General features: G+C 73.9%; 12 protein-coding genes. All 12 read right to left on the bottom strand.

Features of this window, described 5'->3' with window-relative positions:
* Positions 1 to 112: 112 nt before the first annotated feature.
* Genes ACFWAR_RS10075 through ACFWAR_RS10020 form a run of 12 tightly spaced genes read right to left on the bottom strand, consistent with a single transcriptional unit; the run spans position 113 to position 11,710 of the window.
* Positions 113 to 1,366 carry a methylaspartate mutase gene (locus tag ACFWAR_RS10075; RefSeq protein WP_385775053.1) on the bottom strand — a complete coding sequence of 418 codons (1,254 nt, stop codon included), beginning with the start codon at positions 1,364 to 1,366 and terminating at the stop codon, positions 113 to 115.
* Entirely contained in the window at positions 1,363 to 1,827 is a 465-nt protein-coding gene (locus ACFWAR_RS10070) for a cobalamin B12-binding domain-containing protein (protein WP_385775051.1), read from the bottom strand. The genes ACFWAR_RS10075 and ACFWAR_RS10070 overlap by 4 nt, the downstream gene beginning before the upstream one ends.
* Positions 1,820 to 3,073, bottom strand: a complete 1,254-nt coding sequence (locus ACFWAR_RS10065) for a type III PLP-dependent enzyme (RefSeq protein WP_385775049.1) — start codon at positions 3,071 to 3,073, stop codon at positions 1,820 to 1,822. The genes ACFWAR_RS10070 and ACFWAR_RS10065 overlap by 8 nt, the downstream gene beginning before the upstream one ends.
* A complete protein-coding gene (locus ACFWAR_RS10060) occupies positions 3,070 to 4,599 on the bottom strand; it encodes an AMP-binding protein (protein WP_385775047.1) in 1,530 nt (509 codons plus the stop codon). The genes ACFWAR_RS10065 and ACFWAR_RS10060 overlap by 4 nt, the downstream gene beginning before the upstream one ends.
* Positions 4,596 to 6,167 carry an amino acid adenylation domain-containing protein gene (locus ACFWAR_RS10055; protein WP_385775045.1) on the bottom strand — a complete coding sequence of 524 codons (1,572 nt, stop codon included), beginning with the start codon at positions 6,165 to 6,167 and terminating at the stop codon, positions 4,596 to 4,598. The genes ACFWAR_RS10060 and ACFWAR_RS10055 overlap by 4 nt, the downstream gene beginning before the upstream one ends.
* Positions 6,157 to 7,122 (bottom strand): hypothetical protein, encoded by a 966-nt coding sequence (locus ACFWAR_RS10050; protein WP_385775043.1) that lies wholly within the window; start codon positions 7,120 to 7,122, stop codon positions 6,157 to 6,159. The genes ACFWAR_RS10055 and ACFWAR_RS10050 overlap by 11 nt, the downstream gene beginning before the upstream one ends.
* Positions 7,115 to 7,807 (bottom strand): 4'-phosphopantetheinyl transferase family protein, encoded by a 693-nt coding sequence (locus ACFWAR_RS10045; protein ID WP_385775041.1) that lies wholly within the window; start codon positions 7,805 to 7,807, stop codon positions 7,115 to 7,117. The genes ACFWAR_RS10050 and ACFWAR_RS10045 overlap by 8 nt, the downstream gene beginning before the upstream one ends.
* Complete coding sequence (locus ACFWAR_RS10040) at positions 7,804 to 8,883, bottom strand: acyl-CoA dehydrogenase family protein (RefSeq protein ID WP_385775039.1); 1,080 nt, start codon at positions 8,881 to 8,883, stop codon at positions 7,804 to 7,806. Before ACFWAR_RS10040 ends, ACFWAR_RS10045 begins: the two co-directional genes overlap by 4 nt.
* On the bottom strand, positions 8,876 to 10,054 hold the full coding sequence (locus tag ACFWAR_RS10035; protein WP_385775037.1) for an acyl-CoA dehydrogenase family protein: 1,179 nt from the start codon (positions 10,052 to 10,054) through the stop codon (positions 8,876 to 8,878). The genes ACFWAR_RS10040 and ACFWAR_RS10035 overlap by 8 nt, the downstream gene beginning before the upstream one ends.
* Positions 10,051 to 10,305: an acyl carrier protein gene (locus tag ACFWAR_RS10030; RefSeq protein ID WP_385775034.1), complete on the bottom strand. Its 255-nt coding sequence runs from the start codon at positions 10,303 to 10,305 to the stop codon at positions 10,051 to 10,053. Before ACFWAR_RS10030 ends, ACFWAR_RS10035 begins: the two co-directional genes overlap by 4 nt.
* A 5-nt stretch (positions 10,306 to 10,310) precedes the next feature.
* On the bottom strand, positions 10,311 to 11,432 hold the full coding sequence (locus ACFWAR_RS10025) for an acyl carrier protein (RefSeq protein ID WP_385775032.1): 1,122 nt from the start codon (positions 11,430 to 11,432) through the stop codon (positions 10,311 to 10,313).
* A complete protein-coding gene (locus tag ACFWAR_RS10020) occupies positions 11,429 to 11,710 on the bottom strand; it encodes an acyl carrier protein (RefSeq protein ID WP_385775030.1) in 282 nt (93 codons plus the stop codon). The genes ACFWAR_RS10025 and ACFWAR_RS10020 overlap by 4 nt, the downstream gene beginning before the upstream one ends.
* Positions 11,711 to 11,776 lie beyond the last annotated feature (66 nt).

The following is an 11,776-nucleotide window of genomic DNA, read 5'->3' as shown; positions in this document are numbered from 1 at the left end:
TCCGGCCGGACCTCTCCAAGGTGTCAACTCCCGCCGACATCCCTCCGACAGCCCCGACAGCCCACCGACACCGCCGCGTCGGCCGACGGGCGGGCGCGGGGGGTCGGGCCGGTCACTGGGCGTCGAACCTGCGGCGGACGTAGGTGAGGTCCTGGAGGAGGGCGGCCGCGGTGACGCGGGTGGCTCCGCGGGGGCGGGAGGGGGCGGGCAGGGGGAGGGAGCCGGTCTCGGCCCATTCGAGGCGGCCGTCGGGGGCGATGTAGGCCCTGGTCCGGCCCCGGTTGTCCGGGTGCAGGCAGTAGGGGATGTCCAGGTATCCCTTGCGGAAGGCCAGCAGCAGGGCGCGGCCCATGTCGGGGTCCAGGTTCAGGACCGCGTGGACGAGCGTCGCCGCCTCCTGGTACGTCGCGGAGTCCGCGGGCTCGTCCCTCCCGGGCGGGGAGACTCGGGCGGAGGCCCAGGAGGCGTACTCCAGGGCGCGCACGTTCTCCTCGATCGTGGGGATGCGCCGGGACTCGGCGGTCGTCTTGACGATCAGGCGCTGGGCACCCGCGGCGGTGGCCAGCTCCGCCGCGTCGCCGAGGATGCGGTAGGCACCGGCGTGCGTCTCGGGGTAGACGCCCATGTAGGCGTAGACGACGACGTGCCAGTCGTCGACGGGCAGCAGCTCGCCGCACAGTCGGCGCAGGGCCACGATGGCCTCGTGGTCCTGCTCCCGGTTCGTCTGCTGGGCGTAGCTGACGGAGACGCTGCGGATGCCGTGCTGGGCGAAGAAGAGGGCCTCCAGCACGCTGATGGCCACGAGTTGGCCGGGGGGGCACAGCTGGCCGAGCATGCAACCGCCGAAGGTCTCCAGGTGCGGTTGCAGGCCGGTGTCGCGCAGCCGCGCGAAGAGGTCGCAGCTCTTTTCCCAGTTGCGGACGGACTCGGACAACGGGGTCCGGCCGTAGGGCAGGCAGTAGGAGACGGGGCCGCCCTCCGAGGCTTCCAACCCGGCGGCGAGCAGGGCGCGGAAGATGTCGAGCGGATTGGCCGATCCGTGTCGGACCTGTACCGGGAAGTCGTCGCCCCGGATGCCCGCCAGCACCCCGCTGGTGGTGTCGACGGAGTGGCTCACCAAGGGGTAGCCGTTGAGGTCGGTCCCCTCGCGCAGCGCGCTCTCCGCGGCGGCCAGGTGCCCCACCCGGGTGTGGGCGTCGATCGTGATCGTGCCGACGCTGCACCCGGCGACCCCGCGCGTCGCGGCCAGCCCGGTGCGCATGGCCGCCGGGTCGCTGAAGCCCATCCTGGGCTGTACGACGAGCTGCTCGCGCGCCGCGGCGGCCTGGACGAACGCCCCGAAGCCCACTGCCTGCCGCTCGCTCACCGGGCGCTCTGGACCAGGTCCAGGTCCGGTTCCGCCAGGGGCAGCGAGGCGGCGAAGAGCCGCAGGGCGGACGCCGGGTCGGTGTCGTCGTGGAAGACCTCGTCGAAGCCCGCCGCCCGCAGTTGCTGCGCGCTGGCCCCGTCGGCTCCCTTCACCCCGAGCTTCCCGCCGATCACGATCGGCGTGTCGGCCAGCGCGGGGACGGCCCGCAGCTTCTCGATGACCCGCATCCCGTCCTGGGCCCCGTGGCCGTTGACGCTGCTCACCACCACGAAGGCGGGGCGGATCTCGACGCACCGTTCCACCAGCACCTCGTCGGGTACGCAGGGGCCGAGGTTCACCACGGCGTATCCCATCTCCTCCAGCAGCAGCTGGATGAAGACGAGGTTCCAGGTGTGGGAGTCCGAGGCCACCGTCGTCACGATGACCGTCTGCCTGGCGCGCGTCCGCTGGTCAGCCACTGGGCTCGGCCACCTTCCGATAGGTACGTACGTGCTCGATGCGGGATACGGAGAGCACCTCCGCGCCCCGTACGACCGCCTCGCCGGGGGCGGGCCTGCCCAGGAACATCAGCAGGCTGGCGGTGGGCCCGTAGGCGCCGGTGTTGGGGATGGCGACCAGGTCGCCGGGGGCCAGTCCGGCCGGGAGCTCGATCTCCCGGCCGAGGATGTCGCCGGGCGTGCACAGCGGTCCGGCGAGGGACGCGCGCTGGGTGTCCCGCTCGTCGGGGGTCGGCCGCACCGACACCGGCAGGATGCGTCCGATGCCCGACATCCCGCCGAAGGTGTTGATGCCGGCGTCGAGGACGACGAAGGTCCGTCCCCGGCTGACCTTGACGTTGCTGACCGAGGCCAGCAGGGTGCCGCAGTCGCCCACGAGGTAGCGGCCCGATTCGACGGCCAGCCGGGGGGCGCCCTCGCGCCAGCGCGGGAAGTGCGCGTCGAGGGCGGATTCCAGCTCCGCGCGCAGGCCGGGGTAGGCCGCCCGCTCGCCGTGCTGCCCGTAGGGGACGGAGAAGCCGCCGCCGATGTCGAGCAGCCGCAGCGGGATGCCCAGTTGGCGTTCGATGTGCGCGGCCAGCTCGATGGTGTGCAGGAACTCGCCGATCAGCGCCGCCTCGTCGGCCGCGTTGCTCTGGGAGAAGAGGTGCAGGCCCGCGATGGTGGTGCCCGGCACGGCGAGCAGTCGGGGCGCCAGCTCCTCGATCGTCTCGCTGTCGATGCCGAACTGGGTGGGCTTGCCCGTCATCCTGACGCCGCTGGCCGCGCTGGCCGTGGCGCTGTTGATCCGCAGCAGGCAGTCGGCGACGGTCCCCTGGTCCCGTGCGGCCGCGCCGATGTGCTCCAGGTCGGTGAGCGATTCGGCCGAGAAGAGGCGCACGCCGAGGCCGATCGCCTCGCACAGTTCGCCCGGGGTCTTGCCGGGGCCGGTGTAGAGGACGTCCTCGGGGGCGTGCCCGGCCTCCAGGGCGGCGGCCAGTTCTCCGGTCGAGCTGATCTCGGCCCGGCAGCCGCGCCCGTCGGGCCCGCGCAGGGCCCGTACGAGCTCCGGGTGCGGGTTGGCCTTGAGGGCGTAGAAGACCTCGCACCCGTCGGGCAGCCAGCCGACGAGGTCGCGGCGGGCGGCGTCGAGCCGGTCCATGTCGTAGACGTACAGCGGGGTGCCGTGGGTCCGCGCCAGTTCGTCGAACGGGGTGTCGGTGCTCATTCGGCCCCTCCCTGGAGCAGGGCCGTCAGTGCGGCGCGGGAGTTCTTGCCGTGCGGGGTGAGGGGGAACTCGGCCAGGACGCGGCAGGTCGTGGGCACCTTCGGCAGTTCGAGGCGCTTGGTGAGTTCGGCGGTGACCTCGTGGGCCTGGAGGTCGCTCTCGACGAACAGCGCGAGTCCGTGCCCGTCGCCGGGCGGCAGGACGGCCGCGGCGCGCACGCCGGGGATGTCCATGGCGGCGCTCTCGATCTCGACGGTGCTCATGCGGAAGCCCTTGTGCTTGAACATGTCGTCGCGGCGGCCGTTGAAGTAGAGGTAGCCGTCGGCGTCGAGGTGTCCGTAGTCGCCGGTGTGCAGCAGCGGTTCGCCGCTGTGCCGGTCGCGGCGGAAGGACCTGGCGGTGTCCTCGGGGTTGCGCCAGTAGCCGGCCATCACGTGGGGACCCGCGGCGACGATCTCGCCGATCTCCCCGGCGGGAACGGGATCCCCGTCGGCGTCCAGGATCATCACCCGGGTGCCCGGCAGCGGCAGGCCGACGGATTCGGGACGTTCCCGGTCCTCCCCGGGGGGCATGATCGTGATGCGCTTGGCCTCGGTCTGGCCGTACTGCCGCACCACGCTCGCGCCGGGGAAGTGCCGGCGCAGGGCGTCGATGGTGGCCTGGGGCAGGGCGGCGCCGGTGTTGGTGAACATGCGTACGGTGGCCACCGGTTCGGTGTCGCGGCCGGCCAGCCGGGTGATCATGCCGGCGAGCGAGGGGACGATCGGGACGACGGTCACCCCGGTCTCGCGCATGCGCTTGAGGAGGACGAAGTCGGACTCGCCGTCGGCCAGGACGATCTGGCAGCGCGCGATGCACGTCATCAGGACCTTGAAGAGGCCGTAGTCCCACGACATGGGGAAGCGGCAGAAGACGACGTCGTCCGACCGGTAGCCCAGCCCCTCGGTCAGGGCGCGGGAGGCGAAGGCCACCTGCGACTGCGGGCACATGACCGCCTTCGGGGCCGCGGTGCTCCCGGAGGTGTAGATCAGGACGGCCAGGTCGTCGGCGCGCACGGGATCCGGCTCCGCGTGGGCGTCGTCCGCGTGGGCCCCTTCGGCCTTGGGCCACACGTCGGCCAGGTCGTGCACGGGGGCGGCGCTGATCCGGCGCAGCACCGCGGCCCTCGGGGCGTCGGTGATGACGAGGGCGGGCTCCGCGTTGCCGAGGACCGACGTGAGGTGGAACTCCTTCATGGCCGGGTTCAGCGGGACGAAGACGGCGCCCGCGCGCGAGGTGCCGTAGAACATGGCGGCCAGTTCGCGGCTGCTGTCCAGCTGGACCAGGACGCGGTCCCCGCGGCCGATGCCCTGGCCCCGCAGCCAGGCGGCGAACCCCCGGCTCGCCGCGTCGAGTTCGCGGTAGGTCCAGGTGCCGGTGGCGTCCCGGATCGCCGCGGATCCGGGCACCTCGGCGACTGCGGCGTCCAGCAGCGAGTGGATGGTGTGGCTCGTGGCCTGGCTGTTCAAGCTCTCTTCCCCGTTCACCTTGCGTGGGTGGTGGTCGTGACGAGCAGGTCCCGCAGGGCGCTGCGGTCCACCTTCCCGTTGGCGTTCAGTGGCAGGTCCGTCAGGACGGTCAGCGCCGCGGGGACCATGTACTCGGGCAGTCGGGCGCGCAGCGTCGCGAGCACGTCCGCCGCGTCGACGCCCTCCCCCGTGCAGGCGGCCTCCAGCCGCGTCTCGCCGCGGCGGCCCGGAAGGACCAGCGCGACGGCGTCCGCGACCAGCGGGTGGGCGCGCAGTTCGCTCTCCACCTCGCCGAGTTCGAGGCGGTAGCCGCGCACCTTGACCTGGTGGTCGAGGCGCCCCAGGTGGACGAGGCCGTCCTCGCCGTGGCGGACCCGGTCCCCCGTGCGGTACCAGAGGTCCGCGCCGGGCCGCTGCGACGGGTCGGCGAGGACCGCGCGGTCGTCCCCGGCCCCGTAGCGGTAGAAGCGTGCGGTGTTGTCGGCGGGGGCGAGGTAGCCGGGGAAGCGCTGGACGCCGCGCACGCAGAGCTCGCCCTCGTCGGCGGGGCGGCCGTCCTCGTCGACGACGAGCTGCTCCAGACCGGGCAGCAGGTCCCCGATCGGTACGGTGCCGCCCGCGGGCAGTCGCTGGTCCGCTGCGTCGGGGAGTCTGAACTGGGTGCAGCTCAGGGTCAGTTCGGTCGGGCCGTACAGGTTCTCCAGCACGCTGGCGGGTGCGGCCGCCTGCCAGGCCGCGGCCTGGGCCGTGGTCAGCGGCTCGCCGCAGAAGAGGCTCCAGCGCAGCGTGGGCATGCTGTCGGGGCCCAGCCCGCGCAGCCGCTGGGCGAGCGAGATCACCGAGGGGACGGAGAACCAGTGGGTGATGCGTTCCCGGGCCACGAAGCGGGTGGGGGCCATGAGGTCGCCCCGACCGGGCACGACGAGGGTGGCCCCGGCCCCCCAGGCCGCGAACAGGTCGAAGACGGAGAGGTCGAAGGTGAGGTCGAAGGTCTGGGAGAGCCGGTCGCCGACGCCGATGCCGTAGCGGTCGATCACGTGGTCCAGGTAGGCGGCGATGCTGCGCTGCTGGATCGGCACGCCCTTGGGGGTGCCGGTCGACCCGGAGGTGAACAGGATGTAGCAGACGTCCTCGGGGTCGCTCCCGACCACCGGTGCGGGCGTCGCGCGCTCCGTCGGGTCCGTCGGGTCCCCGCCCGGCGCGCCGACCTCGGGGGCCACCACCGGGACGGGCAGGGCGACGTCGGCGTACTGCGGCTGCGCGAGCACGCAGTCCAGCTCGGCCGTCGCCACGACGGTCGCGGTGCGGGACGCGGGGAAGTCCGGGTGGAGCGGCACCACGGTGGCGCCGAGCCGCTGGACGGCGAGGTATCCGGCGTACGCGGTCGTGCTGCGCAGGGCGAGCAGGCCCACCCGGCGCGGCACCCGGCCACCGGCGGCGCTCACCAGCGCGCCGGCCAGCCGTCCCGCGACGGCCTCCAGCTCGGCGTAGGTGAGGCGGGCGCCGTCGATGTCGAGGGCCACGGCGTCGGGGTGCCGTCGGGCCGTCGCGGCGAACCGCCCGTACAGTCCGCGGTCAGACGTCACGGTCCGCTCCTCCTCGCTGCGCGCCGACGTGCTGCGGCTCCGCCGCGCCCGCCGCCTCCAGCTGCTCGACCATGGCGATGACCTGGGCGAACGCCTTCTCGACCGCGCCCGCGCGGAACCGGCCGCGCTCGGCCGAGGCGATGCCGAAGCGCACGGCCTGCGGCAGGGCGCCCCAGGCGGCGGACGCCTCCTGGGCGCCGGGCACGGACGCCAGGCGGAAGCGCTGGTGCCGGGCGGCGGTCCAGATGTCGTCGGCGTGGCGCGCCAGCTCGTCGGGGTCGGCGCAGACCCGTTCGGCGACGAGGCGCAGCGCGGGCAGCAGGCCGTGCACCCAGGTGCCCTCGGGGGCGTCGGGGCGCGCGGCCGCGTGGAGTTCGAGCCAGCGGTACCCGGTGTACGGGGGCAGGGCCACCTCCTCGCCGAGGGCGTGCCGGTCGCGGCTGACGGCCTGCGGCGCGGCGTGGCCGAGCGGGGTCAGGGCGGCGCGCAGTTCCCGGTCGTCGAGGATCCCCGCGTAGGGCGTCTGGCTGCCGTGCGGGGTGAGCGCCTCGAAGGCGTCGCCGACGGACCATCGCCCTTCGGCGTGCCGGCTCACGACGATCCAGTGCGGTGTCTCGACCGTCTCGTACATCGGCGACCAGGGCAGGTGGCGGGTGTTGCCGACCGCGAGGACGCGGCCGTGGAGCGCCGCCTCCGCGTCGAGTGCGGTGCGCGCCGCGTCCCAGTCCGGCGCACCCCGGTAGGCGAGGCCGCGTCCCCGGTCGTCGATGTCGACGCGCGCGTGGTGCGAGAACGCCAGCCCGCCGTCCGGGGAGTCGGTGCGCACCGACAGCCGGACGGAGCGCGCGAGCCTGTCCTTGATGTCGGGCGTGCCGGGTTCGAGGTAGGCGACCAGGCTCGCGGTGTAACAGCTCAGCTCCGCCCGGTCCGGCGTCGATGCTGGGGTCTCACTCACGCGGTTCTCCTGGTGCTGTCGTTCGTGGGTCTGGTCCGGAAGGCGCCGTGAAGGCGCAGCTCAGCGGGATCGGCGAGCGGTCCCGCAGGGCCACCCACCGGTGGGGGCCCCAGGCGCCGCGGTGGGCGTACGGGGCGACGTCGGCGGACCAGACGCCGCCCGCGAGCCCCGTCCCCGCGCTCTTGAGGAGGGCTTCCCGTACCGTCCACATCCAGGCCAGCTCCGTGGCCCGCGGGCCCACGGGCAGCAGGGCCAGCTCCTCGGCGCGGTCCTTGGCGCTGTGGCGCAGCATGGCCGGGTGCACGGTGGTGGGCGGGTACTGCACGTCCACGCCGACCGCGTGGTCGAGTCCGACGCAGGCGGCGACGGCGTCCGCGTCGTGGCTGACGCTGATGCCGATGCGGGGCCACTGCGGCAGGTGCGGCCGACCCTGCGGCGTGTACGCGACGGCGGCCTCGCGGGCTTCGGGGAAGTGCGCGGCCAGGAGCCGGCGCAGTGCCCGCCTGCCCGCGAGGTACTCCGCGTACCGCCAGTCGGGCATGGCCGGGTCCCGCACGAGGTCCTGCTCGGTGAGGCCGCGCCGGTCCGCGGCGGGGGCGCCGCCGATCTCCAGGGTGACCCGGATGCCGGGCGCGGCCTCGGTGTCCAGGCGGGTGTGCTCCTGGAGGGTGGTCGGGGCGTTCACGGCGTCAGCCCGGCCAGTACCTGGTCGAGCCGCTCGGCCGTGGTGTCGAGGACGACTTCGGTGGCGCCGCCGCCGATGCCGAACACGGCTGCTTCCGCGCGCAGTTGCTGGATCCCGCCGCGGCCGAAGCCGTCCGCTCCCCACAGCTGGCCGCATTCGCCCAGTACGCGTTCCACGGTGGTGCCCGAGAGCGCCTTGAGGACCGCGGCGGCGGTGGCGTCCCGGTCCGTGGCGATCCGTTCGTGGGACCGCATCCACAGTGCGTGCAGGGCGCTGACCTGTACGGCGCAGGCCGCGAGGCGCTGGCGCACGGACGGCGAGTTCCGCAGCGGGACGCCGTCGAGCATCCGTCCGCCCAGGTGGTGGGCCGTGTCGCCGATGACCCGGCGGCACAGCTCGATCGCCCAGGCCGCCGAGGCCAGGCGTTCGACGGCGAGGTGCCGGGCGAACAGGGCGAGCCCCCGACCGGGGCGGCCGAGGAGGTGCGTGCGGGGCAGGGTGACGTCGGTGAGGTGGACGTCACCGACGCCGGAGCCCTGGAACAGGTCGGTGTCCGCGGGACGCACGGTGACACCGGGGGCGTCGAGCGGGACCAGGACCCACGTGAAGCTGGTGAAGTGGCGGCCGGGCCGGTGCCGGGCGAGGACCAGGGCGTGGTCGGCGGTCAGGGCGGAGGTGACCCACCGCTTGACCCCGCTGACGACCAGGTCGCCGCCCTGGTCGCCCAGGTCCACGGTCGTCCCCAGCGCGGCCAGGTCGGACCCGGCGGCCGCCGCGTCGGTGGCGGCGAGCGCGAGCAGCGCCTCGCCCTCCAGGGCGGCGCGCAGCACCTCCCGGGTGACCGGGGTGGCCGCCGCGTCGGTGAGCAGCGGTATCGCCGTGGCCAGTTGGACCAGGAGGGCGAGGACGGTGCCCTGCGGGCCGTTCGCGTCGGCGTCGGCGAGCAGCCGTCGCAGCAGGAGCGGATCGAGGTGGCCGGTGGGCTCCTTCCCGTACAGCTCGCGGAGCGTGCCGCGGGCGGCGAGGGTCGCGAGGACCTCCCGTGCGCCTGCCGGCCCGGTGGGCAGTTCAGGCAAGGGTGACCTCCGGGTCGAGCAGGGCGAGCCTGCCGTCGGCGAGGTGCAGCCGGTCGTTGTTGTAGTTGAGCGCCGCCGACCGCAGGTCGCGCAGGGCCCGTTCGAGGCCGGTGGGCGAGCCCTTGAGGTAGCCGTGGCGCAGGCCGACCGCGTCGACGAGGTCCTCGATGGTGCGGTGGCACTCCTCGGAGGCGGTGATCTTGAGGGCGTTGATCAGCATCTGGTACTTGGGGCGCGACAGGTCGTCGCCCTCCTCGGCCGCGCGGGCCAGGGTGGCGGCGGTGTGCCGGAGCAGCGCGTGCACGGTGTCCAGGCGCCGGCGGGCGGTGGAGAGCCGGGTCAGCAGCAGCTCGGAGTCGAGGTTGGTGCTCTTGCGTCCGGCGGGGCTGCGCAGCAGGCGCAGCACGCGCGAGAGGGCGCCCGCGGCCGTACCGAGCCAGCTCGCCGCCCAGCCGAGGTGGGCCAGCGGGCCGAAGGTGTCCAGCACGATCTTGCGGAACTGGCCGTGCTCGCCGATGACCTGGTGCTCCGGCAGCTGGCCGGTCAGCCGCATGGCCACGCTGTGGCTGGCCCGCATGCCGAGCGGGTCCCAGTCGCCGGAGACCTCGATGTCGAGCTGGTCTCGGTGGGCGTAGACGAGGGAGACCTCGTGCGGGGAGCGGGCGGTGGGGCTGAGCATGGTGATCAGGAAGCCGTCCGCGTGGGCGCCGCCCGTCACGATGGGCGCGAAGCGGTCGATGACCAGTCGGCCCGGCTCGGCGGTGAGCTCCGAGGTGGACGTCAGCAGGTGGCCGCCCTTGCCGGCCTCGGTGGTCACCGAGGCCAGGTACAGCCGCCCGGCGGCGATCTGCGGGAGCAGTTCCTCCGCGAGCCGGGGGCTCGCGTGGCGGACGATGCCGGCGACCTGCTGGCAGTGCATGGTGAAGATCATCGCCACGGACATGTCGACCCGGCCCAGGGCGATGCCCGCGTCCAGGACCTGGTCCACGCCGCCGCCCATGCCGCCGTGGGCGGTGGGCACCGTGAGGCCGAGCAGCCCGGTGTCGCGCAGCGCGTCGAGGACGGCGGTCGGGAAGGCGGCGGCCTCGTCGCAGGGGCCGGCCTCCTTCTGCGCCACGTCGCAGACGCGGCGCAGCGCCTCGGTCAGGGCCTGGCCGTCGAAGTCGCTCATGCCGACTCCGCCGCACCCGCGGGCATCGCGCCGAGGGCCGCGTTCCACAGGCTGCCCGCGGTGGTGAAGGTCTCCTCGGTGAGGGCCTCGTCGGGCAGCTCCACGCCGAAGGTGTCCTCGAGCGCGAACATCAGCTCGATGGCCTGCATGGAATCGAGCCCCAGCTCCCGCAGCTGCGTGTCGGGAGTGATCTCCTGGTCACCGAGAAAGGGGAGGAAGGGCTTGAGCATCTCGGCAAAGCGGGCATCCATGGGGATCAATTCCTTTTCGTGGTGGGGTCGTTCTTTGCGTCGCCGAGCGCGCGCCGTACCAGCGCGGACAGGCTCTCGATGTGCTGGAGGTTCTCGGGCACCAGATCGGCCGGCTCGAACTCCACGGCGAACCGGTCTTCGAGGGTCTCCACGATCTCGACCATGCGGAGGGAATTGAATTCCGGATGCACCGTCAGCACATCGGATTCCAGGGCCCCTTCCGCGATGCCGAGCACCGAGGAGACCGTCTCCCGCACCGCGCCGCGCACCGCGAAGGCCGCGGTGTCCGCGTGCAGCGCCTGCGCCGCCCGCTCCCACAGGCCGCCGGGCTCGGCGCGGCCGCGGTCGACCCGCCGGAAGGCCAGGTAGGCGTGTTCGACGAGGGCGTCCCAGACGCCGAGGTGCGCCGCCACGTCCTCGCCGAGCGGCTGCCCGACGCGTTCGGCGGCGTACAGCGCGTGCAGCCTCCTGGCGCGGGCCAGCAGCCAGGTCTCCAGCGTGAAGGCTTCGAGCGCCGCCCGCCGGTCGGGGTGTTCGGCGTAGCCGCGCAGGTACTCCGCCGCCGTGACCGGGCCCGGAGCGTAGCCGGGCTCGGGCGGCGGCGGGAGCGCCCGGGGGGCGAAGCGCACGCTCTCGGCGCCTTCCGGGAGGGTCGCGATCAGCGCGGCGAAGTCGGTCCGGGAGTAGCCGCGCCGCAGCGGCCGGGCCGGGCCCCACTGAGTGTCGTTGTGATAGGCGTCGCTGACGACGAGGCCGTCGCCGTCCGGCTCGACCAGGAAGCTGTGTTCCACGTGCTTGGTGCCGTGGTAGGGCACCCACGGCAGGTGGTGGGCGTCGGCGACCACGTAGAGCGGGGCGTCGACCTCCACCGGGGAGCCGGGCGCGTGCCGGCGGCGTTCGACCACGGCGAGGCCGAGCAGCCGCGCGGCGTCGTCCAGGTGCTGGTCGAGCGTGGGCTCGACGGTCGGCAGGCCGGTGGGCGAGCCCTGCGGGGCCGGACGCGGCGCGAAGCGGAGCGCCGCGCCGAGGCGCAGGTGGGTGGCCGCGCCGTGGTGCCGGTCGGCGAGCAGGGCCAGGTTGGCCTGCAAGCAGTCCAGCCGGTCCGCGTGGGCGGGGAAGTCGCTCACCGGGACCCGGCTTCCTCGGCGGCGGCATCGGCCGCCAGGGCGATGAGGTCGTCGACGGTCTTGTACGAGCGGCCCGCGAAGAGGTCGTCCGGGAGGCCGGCGCTGAGCTCGTCCTCCAGCCGCGTGAGGATGCCGAGCAGCGCCATGGACGAGATCTTGAGGAGCTCGCCGTCCAGCGGTTCCGCGTCGGCCAGTTCGGACGGCTGGAGGGAGAGGCCGCGCTCGGCGATGACCACGCGCTTGACTTCCCCGGCGATGCTGTCCCGGTCGGGATTCACTTCTCGATCGACCTTCCGTCGTATGTGCTCGCCCCGATCGTGAGGGCAGTGCGGGGGGGGTGGTCC

It is taken from the genome of Streptomyces sp. NPDC059917 (assembly GCF_042730635.1).
Lineage (GTDB): Bacteria > Actinomycetota > Actinomycetes > Streptomycetales > Streptomycetaceae > Streptomyces.
This window is presented reverse-complemented; position numbering and strand designations above follow the sequence as displayed.